Here is a 17,383-nt window from a genome sequence, read left to right on the forward strand (position 1 = left end):
CCTCATAAACGTATGGACAGCCCATCGGCCAGGGATTGTCGGTAGGCGCGCCAGGCGGGCACGCTGCCCATCAATAGCGCTGCCGCCAGGATACCGGCGAGCAGGGTCCATTCATATTCGCTGGGCCACGACATCGGCAGGTCGAGGCCGTAATTGGCCTGCAAATACCCGCGCGATGCGGCGATGCACACATACAGCAAGCCCACGCCTGCGATCACCCCGGACAGGGCCAGGGCGAAGGCTTCGAAAATCAGCAAGGTTGCGATATGCCACGGCCGCGCGCCCACCGAGCGCAGGATCGCCATTTCGCGGCGGCGTTCGTTGAGGCTGGTGAGGATCGCGGTGAGCATGCCGATCAAACCGGTCAGCACCACGAACAGCGAGATCACGAACAAGGCTTTTTCGGCGGTGCCCATCATGCTCCACAGCTCTTGCAGCGCCACGCCGGGCAGGATCGCCAGCATCGGTTCGCCACGGAATTCGTTGATCTCCCGCTGCAGGGCGAAGGTGGAAATCTTGTTGTTCAGGCCGAGCATAAAGGCCGTGATGGCTTGCGGGGTGAGGTCCATGTTGCGCGCCTGGTCGGCACTGATGCGGCCTTTGCCCTGGGCCGGTACGCCGTTGTGCCAGTCGATATGGATCGCCTCCATGCCGCCGAGGCTGATATGCAGCGTGCGGTCCACCGGCGTGCCGGTGCGCTTGAGAATACCGACCACGGTGAACGGTTTGTCATCGTGTTTTACCAGGCTGACCACCGCCACGCCGTGGGCCAGCACCAGCTTGTCGCCGAGCTTGTAGTGCAGGGCATCGGCGACTTCGGCGCCGAGCACCACTTCGAACGGGTCGGTGGCGAAGGCACGGCCGCTGGCCAGCTCCAGGTTTTGCTTGCGCCCGTACTGGTAGTGCTCGAAGTACGACTCGTTGGTACCCATGACGCGGTAGCCGCGGTGGGAGTCGCCGAGGGAAATCGGGATCGCCCATTTCACCTGGGGGCTGGCGGCGAAGTGCTCGTAGCTGTCCCACCGAATGTTGTTGGTGGCGTTGCCGATGCGGAACACCGAGTACAGCAGCAGGTTGACCGAACCGGAGCGCGCGCCGACGATCAGGTCGGTGCCGCTGATGGTGCTGGCGAAACTGTTGCGCGCCTCAACGCGCACGCGTTCCACCGCCAGCAGCAGGCACACCGACAAGGCGATGGCGAAGGCGGTGAGGATCGCGGTAAAGCGGCGGTTAGCCAGGCTGGCCATGGCTAGACGAAACAGATACATCTCAAACCTCTGCGGGCGTGGCGGCGCGATTGAGTTCGGCCAGCGACAGGTTGCGGTCGAACAACGGCGCCAGGCTCTGGTCATGGCTGACAAACAACAGGCTGGCGCCGGCTTCGCGGCATTCGGCGAACAGCAGTCGAATGAAGGCTTCGCGGGCGTCGTAGTCCAGGGCCGAGGTGGGCTCGTCGGCGATCACCAACTCCGGTTGGCCGATCAGTGCACGGGCGGCGGCCACCCGTTGCTGTTGGCCGATGGACAACGAGTCGGCACGGCGCTCCAGCAGGTCTTTGTCCTTCAAACCCAGGTGCGCCAGCAAGGTCGCGGCGGCCTGGTCGACGCTGCCGTGGCGTTGGATCGCCCGTTGCGCGCGCAGCTTGGAAAAGTGGCAGGGCAACTCGACGTTCTCGCGCACCGACAGGAACGGCAGCAGGTTGAACTGCTGGAAGATATAGCCGGTGTGGTCAACACGAAAGCGGTCCCGGGCGCCGGCCGAGAGTTCGGTCAGCTCCTGGCCGAGCAGGCGGATGCTGCCCTGGCTGGGCTTCTGCACACCGCCGAGCAGGCCGAGCAAGGTGGTTTTGCCACTGCCGCTCGGCCCCTTGAGAAACAGGGTTTCCCCCGCTTCCAGGCGGAACGCGGGGATGTCCAGCAACTGTGGGTGACCGGGCCAGTTGAAGCCCAGGTCAGACAGTTCGATCAATGGGTGGGTCATGGGCGCTCAGAACTTCAGGGTGGCTGCGGTGGCGGTCGCTTCAACACCTTGCTGGCCGCTCGGGCCGATCAGTTGTACCTGAATTTTCTGGGTGGCGGGGAAGGTCTTGAACACCTGGGTCAGGTCCAGGTTGCCCAGGGCGGTCGGCGTGGCACAGGTGAATTGGTAGTGGGCGTGGATTTCACTGTGATCGTGATGATGCTCGTGGGCGCCGTCTTTGGCGTCGTCATCATGATCATCGTCATCGTGGTCGGCTTCCGGTTTGTCGCCGAACAGCGGGCTGTTGAGTTCCTGGGAGCTGATCACGCAACCCGCGGCCTTGGGCAGGTTGAACAGCGCCAGTGGGTTCTCCAGTTGTTTGCGTGCAGCGGCGACCTTGGCTTTGTCGGCTGCGCTGGTGGCGAGGTGTTCGAAACCCACCAGGTTCATCGCCGGGCTGTCCAGTTCAAGCTCCAGGGCCTGGCCGTCGAGTACCGCGTTAAGGCGGCCGACGCCATGTTCGTGGGCGCCGAGGCTGCCGTGTTCGTGATCGTGGTCATGCTCGTCGGCAGCGTGAGCGATGGCGAGTGGCAACAGGGCAAACGGCAAAGCAAGCAACAGACGGCGCATGGGAAAGCTCCAGGAGATGAAAGTTTTGTTATGTGATCTTATAACAATAGTGCCGAGAGTTTGCCCGCCCGCTTGGCGTTGCGCAAGCCGCATGGGAGCATGCTCGTCAGAAAAAATGCAGGAGTAAGGACGATGTTGCGAATTCGTGGAACCATCGGCGACCTGCCGGTGGACTTGACCCTGGAGCTGGACGACGGCGATTGGGCACGACTCGGCGCGCAGTTGCAGGCAACGCCCATGGCAAGTGCGCCCGCCGCGCCGGCAGCGCCGGTCAAGCCGAACGATGATCTGTGGCAGAACGCCCAGGACCTGTTGCGCAACGCCGGGCAACTCAGTGGCCTGGAACTGCTTGATCGACTGGAAGGTTTGGCGGGGGATGCCGCGGCGGGCAAGCGCCTGTTGGTGCGCCTGCGCCATAGCGCCAAGGTCAAGGTGGCCAGCGGCGGGGATACGCCGCTGTACAGTTGGATCGGCGATTAGTACAGCGCGGCGAACAACTTGCGGCGGTACACGGTCACCAGCGGGTGATCATTGCCCAACAGTTCGAATACCTGCAGCAAGGTCTTGTGCGGCAGGCCTTCGCTGTAGCTGCGGTTGCGGATAAACAGCTTGAGCAAGCCTTCCAGCGCCGCGTCGTACTGCTGGCGCGCCAGTTGCTGAATCGCCAGTTGATAGGCGGCTTCGTCATCCTGCGGGTTTTGCGCCAGGCGGCTTTTCAGCTCGGCGGCGTCCGGCAGGTCGGCGGCCTGGCGCAGGAAGGTGATTTGCGCCTTGGCGCCGGCGAGCGCTGCTTTGTGGTCATCGCTCTTCACCGCATCGAGCACGGTTTGGGCTTCACCCAACTCACCGCGTTCGGCCAGGCAACGGGCGTACAGAATCAACGCGGCGGCGTTGGTGTTGTCTTCACCCAGCAGCGCCACCAGCACGGCCTCGGCGTCGCTGATGCGGCCATCGGCAAACAGCGCCTGGGCCTGCTCCAGCGGGTCAGCCGCCGCCGGTGGTGGCATCTTCACGTGAGGCTCCAGCAGCGCCCGCACCGCCGACTCCGGCTGCGCCCCGGCAAACCCATCCACCGGCTGGCCATCCTTGAACAGCACCACCGTCGGCAGGCTTTGAATGCCAAAGCGCGCGACGATGTCCTGCTCCGCTTCGCAATCAACCTTGGCCAGCAGCAGCTCACCCTGATAACTCTGGGCAATCTGCGCCAGCATGGGCATCAACGCCTTGCACGGCGCGCACCACTCGGCCCAGAAATCCACGAGCACGGGTTTTTCGAAGGAGTTCTGGATCACGGCCTGGTCGAAATTGGCGCTGGTGACGTCGAAGATGTACGGCGTGGGTTCACTCATGGGGCGTCTCGAATAAAGCGGGAATGGGGCAACTATAAGGGCTGGCGCCGCGAATGGTACAGGCTCACCTTGCGAAACTCCCAAGGCTCGGCCAGGTCCGGCAACGTCAGTGCATCGAGTATCTCCAGCCGCCGATAAGCGGGGTGCTGGAAGTCCCGCACGCGCGAGTCCGCCACCAGCGCTTCGCGGCCTCGGCTGAGGAAGTGGTCGAGCAACGGCAGGTTGGCGCGGTCGTAGAGCACGTCGGCGACCAGGATCAGGTCGAAGCGGTCGGCTTCGGCGAAAAAGTCCGCCGAGTAACTCAGTTCCACGCCGTTGAGTTCGGCATTCGCCCGGCAGGACGCTAACGCCAGTGGGTCCAGGTCGCAGGCCACCACTTCCAACGCGCCGGCTTTGACCGCGGCAATCCCGGCCACACCGGAGCCCGCGCCGAAATCCAGCACGCGCTTGCCTTGCACCCATTGCGGGTTCGCCGCCAGATACCGCGCCAGCGCCAAGCCGCTGGCCCAGCAAAAACTCCAGTAGGGCGGTTCATGCAGGATGCGTCGGGTTTCCTCGGGGCTGAAGGCGCGGTTCATGTTGTCCGCATCCAGCAGCCACAATGAAAGCGCGGTGCCCGGCAGCGGGCAGGGCACCAGTTGGGCGTCGCCGATCAGCGCGCTCAGGGCGCGCTGCAAGTCCAGCGGCGGCGTCATGGTGCCTTGACGAGTTCCAGGGGGCCGGTGGTCTGGGTGATCGCCTGGGTGATGCGTACGGCAGGCAGGTGCAGGATCAACTGGCCGGATTGGCTGGCACGGCCACGCAATTCGACCCGCGCACCGGCTGGGAACGCCTCGGGGTTGTAGCGCAGACGGAAGGCCAGGGGCTTGCCGTTGCCGGTCAAGACGCTGCTCGCCAACAGTTGTTGCGGGCGCGAACGGTCATCGATCACCAGCAGCGCCATCTCGACTTCGGCGCCGGCCGGTACGTTGGTGAGGCTGCCGCTGATTTCGCGTTGATAGGCGGGCAGGGGACCGAGGTCTTCAATGCCGGGGACTTTTTTCTCTTGTGCGGGCGTCGGTTGAGGGGCGGCCGGCTTGGGGGCTTCGCTGCTGCAGGCGACCAGGACACTGAACACGGTGAGCAAAACAAGTGGTCGTAACTGCATGTACGGCTCCAGAAAAGGACAAAATCCGTGGCTTGAAATATAAGAAACATATAGGCCTGCCTATATACCGTAAAGGCTATGGCTTGTCTTGCCACAGGGATGCGCTACCATGGCCCTCCCTTTTTTTGTTGCCTGCCACCATGCACTGTCCCTTCTGCGGTGCCAACGACACCAAGGTCATTGACTCGCGTCTGGTCGCCGAGGGCGATCAAGTGCGTCGCCGGCGCGAATGCCTGGCCTCTGGCTGCGGTGAACGTTTCACCACCTTCGAAACCGCCGAACTGGTATTGCCGCGCCTGATCAAGTCCGACGGCAGCCGCCAGCCTTTCGACGAAGAAAAACTGCGCGCCGGTATGCAGCGCGCCCTGGAAAAACGCCCGGTGAGTGTCGAGCGGCTGGAGGCGGCGCTGGCGCATATCAAGCACAAGCTGCGCGCCACCGGCGAACGCGAGGTCAAGAGCCTGGTGGTGGGAGAGCTGGTGATGGGCGAGCTGCAAAAGCTCGACGAAGTCGCCTATATCCGTTTCGCTTCGGTGTATCGACGCTTCCAGGACCTCAACGAGTTCCGCGAAGAGATCGACCGCCTGGCCCGTGAGCCGGTCAAAGAATGAACCCACTTTCTGCTGAACAGGCTGTGCTGGACGCCCATTACATGGCCCGCGCCCTCGAACTGGCGCGCAACGGCCTGTACACCACCCACCCCAACCCGCGTGTGGGCTGCGTGATTGTCCGCGCTGGGCAGATTGTCGGCGAAGGCTGGCATGTGCGCACCGGCGAGCCCCATGCGGAAGTGCATGCCTTGCGGGCTGCCGGTGACAAGGCGCGCGGCGCCACGGCGTACGTAACCCTCGAGCCCTGCAGCCACTACGGCCATACCCCGCCGTGCGCCGATGCGCTGGTGAGTGCCGGGCTGGCGCGGGTGGTCGCAGCGATGCAGGACCCCAACCCGGAAGTCGCCGGGCGCGGCATGCAGCGCCTGGCCCAGGCCGGGATCGAGGTGCGCAGCGGCGTGCTGGAAGGTGAAGCCAGGGCCCTGAATAAGGGCTTCCTCAAGCGTATGGAGCATGGCCTGCCGTTTGTACGGGTCAAGCTGGCGATGAGTTTGGACGGCCGCACTGCCATGGCCAGCGGCGAAAGCCAATGGATCACCGGCCCCGCCGCCCGCGCCGCCGTGCAGCGCCTGCGCGCCGAAGCCAGCGTGGTGCTGACCGGTGCCGACACCGTATTGGCCGACGGCGCACGCCTGACCGTACGCGCCGCCGAACTCGGCCTGGACGACGCCACCACGGCCCTGGCCATGTCGCGCCCGCCGCTGCGTGTGCTGATCGACGGCCGTTTGCGCGTGCCGCTCAACGCACCGTTCTTCAAGGCCGGCCCGGCGCTGGTCATCACCTGCGTCACCGCGGAAAACCAGTTCCCCCGTGGCCCCGAATGCCTGGTGGTGCCGGGCGTGGACGGCCAGGTCGACCTGCGCTCGGCGCTGGTGGCGCTGGCTGCCCGTGGCGTCAACGACGTCTTGGTGGAAGCCGGCCCTAGCCTGGCGGGCGCGTTTGCCCAGCAGGGCCTGGTGGACGAATACGTGATTTTCGTCGCCGGCAAGTTCCTCGGCTCCGCTGCCCGGCCTTTGCTGGACTGGCCACTTGAGAAGCTGGCCGACGCGCCCCAACTCAAGATCACTGAAATGCGCGCTGTAGGCGACGACTGGCGAGTCACTGCCATCCCTGTGCCAGCAGCGAGCGTATAATTCTGACCGGGCGCTCAAGTGCCCGCACCGTTTTCCAGGAGAAGGCCATGTTCACCGGCATTATCGAATCCATCGGCAGCATCCGCGCCATGACCCCCAAGGGCGGCGACGTGCGCCTGCTGGTTGAAACCGGCAAGCTCGACCTCGGCGACGTCAAGCTGGGGGACAGCATCGCTGTCAGCGGCGTGTGCCTGACCGTCGTCGAACTGCCGGGCAACGGCTTTGCCGCCGACGTCAGCCGGGAAACCCTGGACTGCACCGCGATGAACGACCTCAAGGCCGGCAGCCCGGTCAACCTGGAAAAAGCCCTGACCCCGACCACTCGCCTGGGCGGCCACCTGGTCAGTGGCCACGTCGACGGCGTCGGCGAAGTGGTGGCCCGCAGCGAAAATGCGCGCGCCGTGGAATTCCGCATCCGCGCGCCCAAGGAGCTGGCCAAGTACATTGCCCACAAAGGCTCGATCACCGTCGACGGCACCAGCCTGACCGTGAACGCCGTGAATGGCGCCGAATTCGAACTGACCATCATTCCCCACACCCTGAGCGAGACCATCATGGCGTCGTACCAGCCTGGTCGCCGGGTGAACCTGGAGGTCGACTTGCTTGCCCGTTACCTGGAGCGCCTGCTTATGGGCGATAAGGCCGCAGAGCCTGCCGCCGGTAACATCACCGAAAGTTTTCTGGCCGCTAACGGCTACCTGAAATCCTGACCAAGGGGGTGCCCTGTGGCGCTCAATAGCATCGAAGAACTGGTTGAAGACATCCGCCAAGGCAAGATGGTCATCCTGATGGATGACGAAGACCGCGAAAACGAAGGCGATATCATCATGGCCGCCGAGGCCTGCAAGCCTGAGCACATCAACTTCATGGCCAAGCACGCCCGTGGCTTGATCTGCATGCCCATGAGCCGCGAGCGCTGCGAGCTGCTCAAGCTGCCGTTGATGGCGCCGCGCAATGGTTCAGGGTTTGGTACCAAGTTCACCGTATCGATTGAAGCGACCACCGGCGTCACCACCGGCATTTCCGCCGCCGACCGTGCCCGCACCGTGCAAGCCGCTGCCGCCAAGGACGCCAAGGCCGAAGACATCGTCAGCCCCGGCCACATCTTCCCGTTGATGGCTCAACCGGGCGGCACCCTCGCTCGCGCCGGCCACACCGAAGCCGCCTGCGACCTGGCGCGCATGGCCGGTTTCGAGCCCTGCGGCGTGATCTGCGAAGTGATGAACGACGACGGCACCATGGCCCGCCGCGCCGAACTCGAAGCCTTTGCCGCCGAACACAACATCAAGGTCGGCACCATTGCCGACCTGATTCACTACCGGATGATCCACGAACGTACCGTTCAGCGGATTGCCGAGCAGCCACTGGACAGCGAACTGGGCCAATTCAATTTGGTGACCTACCGTGATTCGGTGGAAGGCGACGTGCACATGGCCCTGACCCTGGGCACCATCTGCGCCGACGAGCCGACCCTGGTGCGCGTGCACAACATGGACCCGCTGCGCGACCTGCTGATGGTCAAGCAACCGGGCCGCTGGAGCCTGCGCGCCGCCATGGCTGCGGTGTCCGAGGCCGGCAGCGGTGTGGTGCTGCTGCTGGGTAACCCGGTGGATGGCGACGTGCTGCTCGCGCATATTCGCGAAACCGCCGAGCAGACCCAGGTGAAAACGCCGACCACCTACAGCATCGTCGGTGCCGGTTCGCAGATCCTGCGTGACCTCGGTGTGCGCAAAATGCGCCTGATGAGCGCACCGATGAAATTTAATGCGATATCCGGATTCGATCTGGAAGTTGTAGAATACGTGCCCTCCGAATAAAGGCCGGCGCTTTTGCCCCTTGTTCGCGGTTAAATCATCACTGAGGGACGCACTTTTCGCGTCCCGGCTCTTTAAGAGATTTGTCGAATGACCCTGAAGACCATCGAAGGTACCTTCATCGCCCCCAAAGGCCGCTATGCCCTGGTGGTTGGCCGCTTCAACAGCTTCGTGGTTGAAAGCCTGGTAAGCGGTGCCGTGGATGCCCTGGTTCGCCACGGTGTGAGCGAGAGCGACATCACTATCATCCGCGCCCCTGGCGCCTTCGAAATTCCACTGGTTGCGCAAAAAGTTGCTCAGCAGGGTGAATACGCGGCGATCATCGCCCTGGGCGCGGTCATTCGTGGCGGTACTCCGCACTTCGAATACGTGGCCGGCGAATGCACCAAGGGCCTGGCCCAGGTGTCCATGGAGTTCGGCGTGCCAGTCGCTTTCGGCGTACTGACCGTGGATTCCATCGAGCAAGCCATCGAGCGTTCCGGCACCAAGGCCGGCAACAAAGGCACTGAAGCTGCCCTGTCCGCCCTGGAAATGGTCAGCCTGCTGTCGCAGTTGGAGGCCAAGTGATTTCCGACGAGAGCGATTGCTTCAACCCACGCGACGAGCGTCCAGCGGACGCCGGCAAGCCGTCGAAAAGCGAAAAGCGCCGTGCTGCCCGCCAGCTCGCCACCCAGGCGCTGTACCAGCGTCACATGGCTGGCACCTCGCTGAACGAGATCGAAGCGCAGTTTCGCGTCGATAACGACTTCACGTTTGCCGACCAGAGCTACTTCCACGACATCCTGCACGGCGTTCCGGCCAACCTGGCCGAGATCGATGCGGCATTGACGCCGTGCCTGGACCTGACCCTCGAAGAGCTGGATCCGGTTGAACTGGCCGTACTGCGCCTGTCCACCTGGGAGCTGCTCAAGCGCGTCGACGTGCCGTACCGCGTGGTGATCAACGAAGGCATCGAACTGGCGAAAGTCTACGGTTCGACCGACGGACACAAGTTCGTCAACGGCGTGCTCGACAAGCTGGCCCCGCGCCTGCGTGAAGCCGAAGTGAAGGCGTACAAGCGCTAACCTGCGCTTGAGTCCTGAATGGGCGAGTTCGAGCTGATCCACCAGTACTTCGCCGCCGCGCCGTGCGCACAGGGCGGCGAGGGCATTGCCCTGGGGATCGGCGACGACTGTGCCCTGCTGGCGCTCCCCGCCGGGGAGCAGCTGGCAATTTCCACCGATACCTTGGTGGCCGGCGTGCACTTTGCCGACCCCTGTGACCCGTTCCTGCTCGGCCAGCGCTCGCTGGCCGTGGCGGTCAGCGACCTGGCCGCCATGGGCGCCCACCCCCTCGCGTTTACCCTCGCACTCACTACGCCGACCGTCGATGCCGATTGGCTGCAACGCTATGCCCAGGGGTTGAACGCCATGGCGCAAAACTGCGGTGTGGGCCTGGTGGGCGGCGACACCACGCGCGGTCCGCTGAGCCTGACCCTGACCGTGTTTGGACGTGTCCCGGCCGGTCAAGCGTTGACCCGCAGCGGCGCACAGCCGGGCGATCTCTTGTGTGTCGGCGGCGAGTTGGGTAATGCCGCCGGTGCCTTGCCGCTGGTATTGGGGCAGCGCAGCGCCGATGCTGCGATTGCCGACCCGCTGCTGGCCCATTACTGGTCGCCACAACCGCAGTTGGCCCTGGGCCTGGCTCTACGGGGCAAGGCCACATCGGCGATGGATATTTCTGACGGTCTTCTGGCCGATTGCGGGCATATCGCCAAGGCCTCGGCTGTCAGCCTGTTGATCGAGCGCCAGAAGCTGCCGCTGTCCAACGCGTTGCTGGCGTTTGTCGGTGATGACGAGGCGCGGGTCGCCGCATTGAGCGGCGGCGATGACTACGTGCTGGTGTTCACCCTGCCGCCCGTCGAGTTGGCGCCGTTGCTGGCTGACGGTTGGCCGGTGCATGTTATCGGCCAGGTCCAGGCGGGGCAGGGCGTAACGCTGCTTGACGCTCTCGGGCAAGACATCACCCCGGCCATCCGTGGCTATCAACATTTTTGCCCGGCACCCTGAATCGCGTGCTGCACTACGCTCTATTACGTCGTTCCGGATGCTGGATTTGCAGGAGATCATCGCCATGGATGTACGCCGCTGGCTGCTGATGCTGCTGTGTGCCCTTCCGGCATGGTCCCAGGCGCAGGAGGTGCCGGTGGTGCCCGGCAAGGTCATGCTGGCCAGCGAGGCCTGGGACGACTACACCAATGCCGACGGCAGCGGCCTGGCCTGGGATGTGTTGCGGCACGTCTTCGAACCGGTCGGGATCACCCTGCAAACCCGCATTGAGCCCTATACCCGCTCGGTCGGCCTGGCCCAGCGCGGTGAAGTGGATGGCTGGGTCGGTTCCTACCGCGATGAAGTCAAGGGTGTGCTCTACCCGCACTGGAACTTCGATTCCGACCCCATCTACGCCCTTGGGCTGGCGACCTCGCCGATACCGAGCGCCGCGACGCTGGGGGATTATCGTCTGGCCTGGGTACGGGGCTACAAGTACGAGGCGTATTTGCCCCATGTACGCCGTTTCAATCAGATCCAGCGGCGCGATGGCATCTTGCCGATGCTGCAGCATGGTCGTGCCGACTTCTACATTGATGCGCTCACCGAAGCCCGATACGTTCTCAGTCAGGCGGACGCCCCGTCCCAGTTCCGGCTCACCCACATCATCGACCTGCCGCTCTACGTGGGGTTTGCCGATACCGAGCGTGGGGGGGCATTACGCACCGTGTTTGACCAGCGCATGGCGGTCCTGGTGAAAAGCGGCGAACTGAAGCCGATTTTCCTGCGCTGGAAACTGCCGTATCCGTTCTGACCTGCATAGAACCGGGACGAAGGCCAATCAAACCGATTGATCTTTATCAGCGATAATTCAGCTTAAGCGTCTGTAGGAACCTGCTGTTACAATGCCCGCCTCTGTGAAATCTGAAATCAGGAGCACACGGTGCCCGTCGTTTTCGTCGCTGCTTCCAAGCTGCCTACCCCTTTTGCCACGTTCACCATGAGCGGCTTTCTCGAAGAAGCCACCGGGCGCGAGCACGTTGTGCTCAGCCTCGGCGATATCGCCGATGGCGCACCGGTTCTCGGTCGCGTGCACTCCGAGTGCCTGACCGGCGATGCGCTGTTCAGCCAGCGCTGTGACTGCGGCTCGCAATTGGAAGCCGCGATGCGCGCCATCGCCCGTGAAGGCCGTGGTGTGCTGTTGTACTTGCGTCAGGAAGGCCGTGGCATTGGCCTGCTGAACAAGATTCGCGCCTACGAGCTGCAAGACGGCGGCGCCGATACCGTCGAGGCCAATGAGCGCCTGGGCTTCGCCGCCGACCAGCGTGACTACGCGATCTGCCTGCCGATGCTGGAACACCTGGGCGTGAAGTCCCTGCGCCTGATGACCAACAACCCGCGCAAGGTCAAGGCCTTGACCGAGATGGGCATCGCCGTGGCTGAGCGCGTACCGCTGCACACCGGGCATAACCCGCATAACAAACTCTACCTGGCGACCAAGGCCAGCAAGCTCGACCACATGATGGGCAATGAGCATCAAGGCGAGGTCGACCGCGCGTGACCCGTGGCCAGGTGAAAAGGCGACTGTCCTTCAGCTGGTGGCAGTATCTGGCCCTGGCGCTGCTCCCGCTGTTCGTGATCAACCTGGTGTTTGGCCAGGCCGAGCCCTTGCTGCCAGTGCTGGCCATGCCGTTCTTTATCGCCGGCGTGGCGTCGATGTTCCTCAGCCTGCGCTACTTCAACGGCTATAAACACGCCCTGATCGCCACCTCCAAAGCCCTCGATACCGCTGAAGAACCGGCTGCCTGGATCACCCTGGCGGCGCGTCGGCGCACGGCCTTGATGGTGGCGGCCGTGCCGGCCTGGGTGGGCGCACTGGCGGTGTTCGTCGGTCTGGAAGCGGTGCCGCTTTTCCTGTTGGCGCTGTCGACGACGGTGTTGTTTTACCTCTACCGCATCCCGCGTCAGTTGGGATGATGCGCCGCTGGCTGGCGATGCTGCTGCTGGCATTCAGTGCCCAGGGCCAGGCGGTCGAACGTGTCGTCAGTCTGGCGCCTTCACTTTCTGAAATCGTGGCTGAGCTGGGTGCTGCCGACCTGCTGGTGGGCGTGCTCGATGGCGGCGACCGGCCGGTGGCACTGGCGGACGTGCCGTCGGTTGGGCGTTATGGGCAGTTGGATATGGAGCGCCTGCTGAGCCTCAAGCCCGACCTGATCCTGCTCTGGCCCGGCAGCGTCGGCCCCGCCCAGCGCGAGCAGCTGCAGCGCCTGAATATCCCGGTGTACGTCGCCGAACCCCATAGCCTCGAACAACTCACCACCCAGGTCCAGGCCATCGCGGAGCAATTGGGCCGTGCCGACGCCGGCCGGCAATTGGCCGCGCACCTACGCCAGCGCCTGGCGCAGTTGCGTCAGCGTTATCAGCGGGCCGAACCGTTGCGGGTGTTCTACCAGGTGTGGAACCAGCCGCTGTACACCGTGGGCGGCGGCCAGATCATCAGCGACGCGCTGAGCGTGTGCGGTGCGCGCAATGTGTTTGACGACCTGAAGCTGCCCGCGCCGCAGGTCAGCATCGAGGCGGTATTGCAGCGCAATCCCGAGATGATCCTGGTGGGCGATCAGGCTCAGAAGGAAGCCTGGACGGTCTGGCCAACCATGGCGGTGCGGGTACGGCTGGTTCCGGATAAAGGCCTGGAACGGCCCAGCGGGCAGATGCTGGAAGCGCTGGCGCGGCTGTGTCAGGTGATTGCTCCGAGCCGCTGAGGCCGGTCCAGGCCACAATCAGATTTCAGGTGTCCAGGTCACGCCAAACATCCACATCCGGCCTTCTTCACGGTAATCGTGATTGTTGACGAATGCCGGATCGTTGTAGCTGTAGCGCGCCCGCGCATAAGACTTGTCCAGCAGGTTGTCGACCTTCAGCGACAGCCCCACTTCCCGTGTCACCGCCCAACTGCCGCGCAGCCCGAGTAACCCATAGCCGCCCAGGCGCTGGGTGTTGGCTTCATCGTCATAGCTGTGGCTGATCGCCTGCCAACTGGCGCCCACGCCCACCTGGTCGAATTGCCGGTCGAGGTCCAGGCTCAACGTCCGCCGCGCCCGGCGGGCCAGGGTGTGGCCACTGTCGCGGTCGCGGGGGTCGATGATCGACAGCCCGAGGTTGCCTTGCCAGCCGAACAGGTCCTGCTTGAGCGCCGCCTCAACACCGTTGATGCGTGCCGACGCCACATTCTGCGGCTTGCCGGTTTGGTCGAGAATGATCGCATCGCTCAAATCGGTGCGGTACAGCGAAGCTTCCAGGCGCGTGCTGTCACTCAACTGGCTGCGCCACTGCAGTTCGTAGCTCTTTGATGTTTCGGGCTGCAGGTGGGGGTTGCTGTACTTCGTGTCCGGATAATAGAGGTCGTTGAAGGTCGGCGCGCGGAAGCCTTCGCTGTAGCTCAGCAGCAGGTCATTGTCGGGGTTGACCGGCAAGGTCAGGGTGCCGCTCCAGCTGTTCTGCCCGCCGAACTGCTGGTTCTGGTCGTGACGCAGGCCCAGTTCGGTGGAAAACCACGCGCTGTGAAAGCGATGCTGCATAAAGGCGGCGCGGTTCCAGCGGCTGTTTTCGGTAAAGGTGGTGGAGCCGTGGAAGCGGTCTTCGTACCAGTCGCCGCCGAGGATCAGGTTGTTTTGATCGTCCAGGGTCAGGTCGTTCTGCCAGTTGACCGAGTCGCGGTAGGTGTTGAATACGCTGAAATCATCGCTGAGGGTGTCGCGCTTGGTGTCGCGATTCTCGCTGTGGCCCAGCTCCAGGCGCGATTGCCAGTGCTCATTGAGCGTGGCGTCGACATAGCCGCTGGCGCTGCTCACGGCGTAGTCGGTGTAGGGTTTCTGGCCGACGGTTTGCCCGGTGGTGGCGGCGTAGCGGCCGAAGCTGTTGTCGTACTCCGACTTGCCACGGTTATCCAACAGATTGAAGCCCACCTCCAGTTCATCGCTGAAGGAGTGGCTGAGGTTCAGGCTCACGGACTGGTTGCGATAAGCATCATGGTCGCCGTCGCTGGGGAACGACTGGCGGGTTGAGTTGATGCCGGCCGTGTCATCCAGGCTCGCGCCCAGGTTGAAGCGCGTCTGTGTGTCACCGCCCGAAAGGCCAAGGCTGCGCTCCCAGGTGTTGTGGCTGCCGAACCCGAGTTTCACCCGCGGTTGCACGCCTTGCGCGGCATTGCGCCGGGTGAATACCTGGATCACGCCGCCGATCGCGTCGCTGCCGTAGATCACCGAGCGCGAGCCGCGCAGCACTTCCACCCGCTCAATCTGGTCGACGCTGAGGTATTGCAGGCCGCTGTCGCCGGAGGTGGTGTTGGCGATGCGCTGGCCGTCGACCAACACCAGGCTTTGGGCGGACTTGGTGCCCCGCAGGTAGATGCCCGGCAAACTGCCACGGCCACCGGAGGGGGCGACTTGTACGCCGGGCACACGGCTGAGCAGGTCGGTGAGGCTGGTGGGTTGCAGGCGGTCGATGTCGTCGCGGGTGAACACGGTGTTGGCGGCGCTGCTGTCGTTGCGTGCCTGGACCTGGCGGTTGGCGCTGATGACGACGTCGGGGAGTTTCAGGGCGTTGTCGCGGGTGTCGGCGAGCAATTCAGGGGAGGGCAGAAGAAGCGGCAGGGCAAGGTACAAGGGTTTCATGGGCTGTCCATGGCGTTGAGGATGGCTCCAATCAAATGTGGGAGGGGCAAGCCCCTCCCACATTGGGTCCCGGTCTCTACAGGGCCAGCAGCGCCAGGCGCTCGCGCACCGAAGCCTCGATCCCTGCTTCATCCAGCCCGCACTCAGCCAGCATCTGCGCTGGCTTGGCGTGTTCGACGTAGGTATCCGGCAAGCCCAGGTGCAGCACCGACCTGAGGATGTTTTCCCGCGCCAGGAACTCACTGACCGCCGCACCGGCACCGCCCATGATGGCGTTTTCTTCGACGGTCACCAGCAGCTCATGGCTAGCGGCGATGTCGCGCACCAGGGCTTCATCCAGCGGCTTGACGAAGCGCATGTCGACCACGGTGGCGTCGATCTTCTCGGCCACCTTGAGGGCTTCGGCCAGTTGCACGCCAAACACGAGGAACGCGGTCCTGCTGCCCTGGCGACGCACAATGCCCTTGCCGATTTCGATAGGCTCCAGATCCTTCTCGATCAGCGCGTTGGGGCCGTTGCCCCGTGGGTAACGTACGGCGGCCGGGCCGTTATACAGGTGGCCGGTGCTGAGCATCTTGCGCAGTTCGTTTTCGTCGCTCGGCGTCATCACCAGCATGCCGGGGATGCAACGCAAGTATGACAGGTCGAAGCTGCCCGCGTGAGTCGGGCCGTCTTCACCGACTAGACCGGCGCGGTCGATGGCAAACAGCACGTCGAGGTTCTGCACCGCGACGTCATGCACCAACTGATCATAACCGCGCTGCAGGAAGGTGGAGTAGATCGCCACGACAGGCTTGGCGCCTTCACAGGCCATGCCGGCGGCGAAGGTCACCGCGTGCTGCTCGGCAATGGCCACGTCGAAATAGCGCAGCGGGAAACGCTCGCTGAACGCCACCAGGTCGGAGCCTTCCTTCATCGCCGGGGTAATGCCCACCAGGCGTGGGTCGACGGCGGCCATGTCACACAGCCATTCGCCGAATACACCGGAGTACTTCGGCCCGCTGGCTTTTTTCGGCGCAGCGGCGGGGGCGTCCACCGGCTCGAGCTTGGTGATCGCGTGGTAGCCGATCGGATCGACTTCCGCCGGCGCGAAGCCTTTGCCTTTCTTGGTGACGATGTGCAGGAACTGCGGGCCCTTGAGGTCACGCATATTGCGCAGCGTGGCGATCAGCGTGGGCAGGTCATGGCCGTCGATGGGGCCGATGTAGTTCCAGCCCAGCTCTTCGAACAGCGTGCCGGGGACCAGCATGCCCTTGGCATATTCTTCGGTGCGCCGGGCAATTTCCCAGGCGCCAGGCAGGCGCGAGAGCACCTTCTTGCTGCCTTCACGCATGCTGGCGTAGGTGCGGCTGGAGAGAATCTTGGCCAGGTAATTGGACAGACCACCGACATTGCGCGAGATCGACATGTCGTTGTCGTTGAGGATCACCAGCATGTTGGCGTTCACTTCCGGCGCATGGTTCAGCGCTTCGAAGGCCATGCCGGCAGTCAGCGCGCCATCACCGATCACGGCGATTGCCTTGCGGTCGCTGCCTTGCAGGCGGGCGGCAATCGCCATGCCCAGCGCTGCGCTGATCGAGGTACTGGAGTGGCCGACGCCAAAGGTGTCGTACTCGCTTTCGGCGCGGCGCGGGAAGGCGGCAACGCCGTCCTTCTGGCGCAGCGTGCCCATGCGCTCGCGACGGCCCGTGAGGATCTTGTGCGGATACGCCTGATGGCCCACGTCCCACACCAGCCGGTCATCCGGGGTGTCGAACACGTAGTGCAACGCGATGGTCAGCTCGATGACGCCCAGGCCGGCACCGAAATGCCCACCGGTCTGGCCGACCGTGTAGAGCAATTCCAGGCGCAACTCATCGGCCAGGGTTTCCAGCTCGGCTTCACCCAGACGACGCAGGCCGTCCGGCGTGGCAGCACGGTCGAGCAGGGGCGTGGACGGGCGCTTGCGGGGAATCTCTTGAAACGTCGTGGGCATCAGGCGAATCGTTATAGGTATAGAAGAGGCGGCAGTTTACCTCAAGCATCGCAAACTGCCCACGC

20 protein-coding genes are annotated in these 17,383 nt (G+C 63.9%); 12 read left to right on the plus strand and 8 right to left on the minus strand.

The genetic code is table 11. The features are described from left to right. Window positions 1–2: 2 nt before the first annotated feature. From C8K58_RS20930 to C8K58_RS20940, 3 genes are read right to left on the minus strand one after another with little or no spacing between them, the layout of a single operon-like run. Entirely contained in the window at window positions 3–1,268 is a 1,266-nt protein-coding gene (locus C8K58_RS20930; protein ID WP_027605183.1) for an ABC transporter permease, read from the minus strand. Window position 1,269: 1 nt separating this feature from the next. Further along, complete coding sequence (locus C8K58_RS20935) at window positions 1,270–1,980, minus strand: ABC transporter ATP-binding protein (RefSeq protein ID WP_027605184.1); 711 nt, start codon at window positions 1,978–1,980, stop codon at window positions 1,270–1,272. Between the two features lie 6 nt (window positions 1,981–1,986). Further along, window positions 1,987–2,589, minus strand: a complete 603-nt coding sequence (locus C8K58_RS20940; RefSeq protein WP_108574237.1) for a DUF2796 domain-containing protein — start codon at window positions 2,587–2,589, stop codon at window positions 1,987–1,989. A 132-nt stretch (window positions 2,590–2,721) separates the two neighbouring features. On the opposite strand from C8K58_RS20940, the gene C8K58_RS20945 reads away from it, so the two are divergent. Further along, window positions 2,722–3,069, plus strand: coding sequence for a hypothetical protein (locus C8K58_RS20945; protein ID WP_108574238.1), 348 nt, complete (start codon window positions 2,722–2,724; stop codon window positions 3,067–3,069). Here the strand turns inward: C8K58_RS20945 and trxA are convergent. The 3 genes from trxA to C8K58_RS20960 are packed head-to-tail and all read right to left on the minus strand — an operon-like array spanning window position 3,066 to window position 5,085. Further along, window positions 3,066–3,938, minus strand: a complete 873-nt coding sequence (gene trxA, locus C8K58_RS20950) for a thioredoxin (RefSeq protein ID WP_092358200.1) — start codon at window positions 3,936–3,938, stop codon at window positions 3,066–3,068. The genes C8K58_RS20945 and trxA overlap by 4 nt on opposite strands. 32 nt (window positions 3,939–3,970) lie before the next feature. After that, window positions 3,971–4,633: a methyltransferase gene (locus C8K58_RS20955; RefSeq protein ID WP_108574239.1), complete on the minus strand. Its 663-nt coding sequence runs from the start codon at window positions 4,631–4,633 to the stop codon at window positions 3,971–3,973. Then, window positions 4,630–5,085 carry a YbaY family lipoprotein gene (locus C8K58_RS20960; RefSeq protein ID WP_027605189.1) on the minus strand — a complete coding sequence of 152 codons (456 nt, stop codon included), beginning with the start codon at window positions 5,083–5,085 and terminating at the stop codon, window positions 4,630–4,632. Before C8K58_RS20960 ends, C8K58_RS20955 begins: the two co-directional genes overlap by 4 nt. Before the next feature lie 140 nt (window positions 5,086–5,225). Here C8K58_RS20960 and nrdR point away from each other — a divergent pair, with 140 nt between their 5' ends. The 11 genes from nrdR (at window position 5,226) to C8K58_RS21015 (ending at window position 13,432) form a co-directional block, all read left to right on the plus strand. After that, on the plus strand, window positions 5,226–5,696 hold the full coding sequence (nrdR, locus tag C8K58_RS20965; protein ID WP_027605190.1) for a transcriptional regulator NrdR: 471 nt from the start codon (window positions 5,226–5,228) through the stop codon (window positions 5,694–5,696). After that, the gene (ribD, locus tag C8K58_RS20970) at window positions 5,693–6,829 is read left to right on the plus strand and encodes a bifunctional diaminohydroxyphosphoribosylaminopyrimidine deaminase/5-amino-6-(5-phosphoribosylamino)uracil reductase RibD (protein ID WP_065942243.1); all 1,137 of its coding nucleotides are present in this window, start codon (window positions 5,693–5,695) and stop codon (window positions 6,827–6,829) included. The genes nrdR and ribD overlap by 4 nt, the downstream gene beginning before the upstream one ends. A gap of 47 nt (window positions 6,830–6,876) precedes the next feature. After that, entirely contained in the window at window positions 6,877–7,539 is a 663-nt protein-coding gene (locus tag C8K58_RS20975; RefSeq protein WP_065946586.1) for a riboflavin synthase, read from the plus strand. A 15-nt stretch (window positions 7,540–7,554) separates the two neighbouring features. After that, window positions 7,555–8,646 (plus strand): bifunctional 3,4-dihydroxy-2-butanone-4-phosphate synthase/GTP cyclohydrolase II, encoded by a 1,092-nt coding sequence (ribBA, locus tag C8K58_RS20980; RefSeq protein ID WP_027605193.1) that lies wholly within the window; start codon window positions 7,555–7,557, stop codon window positions 8,644–8,646. 87 nt (window positions 8,647–8,733) lie between these two features. After that, window positions 8,734–9,210 carry a 6,7-dimethyl-8-ribityllumazine synthase gene (ribE, locus tag C8K58_RS20985; protein WP_108574240.1) on the plus strand — a complete coding sequence of 159 codons (477 nt, stop codon included), beginning with the start codon at window positions 8,734–8,736 and terminating at the stop codon, window positions 9,208–9,210. Next, entirely contained in the window at window positions 9,207–9,707 is a 501-nt protein-coding gene (gene nusB, locus C8K58_RS20990; protein ID WP_027605194.1) for a transcription antitermination factor NusB, read from the plus strand. Before ribE ends, nusB begins: the two co-directional genes overlap by 4 nt. A gap of 18 nt (window positions 9,708–9,725) precedes the next feature. Further along, complete coding sequence (gene thiL, locus C8K58_RS20995) at window positions 9,726–10,691, plus strand: thiamine-phosphate kinase (protein ID WP_027605195.1); 966 nt, start codon at window positions 9,726–9,728, stop codon at window positions 10,689–10,691. A 64-nt stretch (window positions 10,692–10,755) separates the two neighbouring features. Beyond that, a complete protein-coding gene (locus C8K58_RS21000) occupies window positions 10,756–11,484 on the plus strand; it encodes an ABC transporter substrate-binding protein (protein WP_108574311.1) in 729 nt (242 codons plus the stop codon). Between the two features lie 129 nt (window positions 11,485–11,613). Then, the gene (ribA, locus tag C8K58_RS21005; protein ID WP_027605197.1) at window positions 11,614–12,231 is read left to right on the plus strand and encodes a GTP cyclohydrolase II; all 618 of its coding nucleotides are present in this window, start codon (window positions 11,614–11,616) and stop codon (window positions 12,229–12,231) included. Then, window positions 12,228–12,647, plus strand: a complete 420-nt coding sequence (locus tag C8K58_RS21010; RefSeq protein ID WP_027605198.1) for a hypothetical protein — start codon at window positions 12,228–12,230, stop codon at window positions 12,645–12,647. Before ribA ends, C8K58_RS21010 begins: the two co-directional genes overlap by 4 nt. Next, entirely contained in the window at window positions 12,644–13,432 is a 789-nt protein-coding gene (locus tag C8K58_RS21015) for a cobalamin-binding protein (protein WP_108574241.1), read from the plus strand. The genes C8K58_RS21010 and C8K58_RS21015 overlap by 4 nt, the downstream gene beginning before the upstream one ends. Before the next feature lie 18 nt (window positions 13,433–13,450). On the opposite strand, the gene C8K58_RS21020 is transcribed toward C8K58_RS21015, so the two are convergent. Together C8K58_RS21020 and dxs are read right to left on the minus strand one after the other, a co-directional pair. After that, the gene (locus C8K58_RS21020) at window positions 13,451–15,343 is read right to left on the minus strand and encodes a TonB-dependent receptor domain-containing protein (RefSeq protein ID WP_108574242.1); all 1,893 of its coding nucleotides are present in this window, start codon (window positions 15,341–15,343) and stop codon (window positions 13,451–13,453) included. A 76-nt stretch (window positions 15,344–15,419) separates the two neighbouring features. Further along, complete coding sequence (gene dxs / locus C8K58_RS21025; RefSeq protein WP_108574243.1) at window positions 15,420–17,318, minus strand: 1-deoxy-D-xylulose-5-phosphate synthase; 1,899 nt, start codon at window positions 17,316–17,318, stop codon at window positions 15,420–15,422. Between the last annotated feature and the right edge of the window lie 65 nt (window positions 17,319–17,383).

The sequence above is a fragment of the Pseudomonas sp. GV047 genome (assembly GCF_003058245.1).
GTDB classification, from domain to species: Bacteria; Pseudomonadota; Gammaproteobacteria; order Pseudomonadales; family Pseudomonadaceae; genus Aquipseudomonas; species Aquipseudomonas marginalis.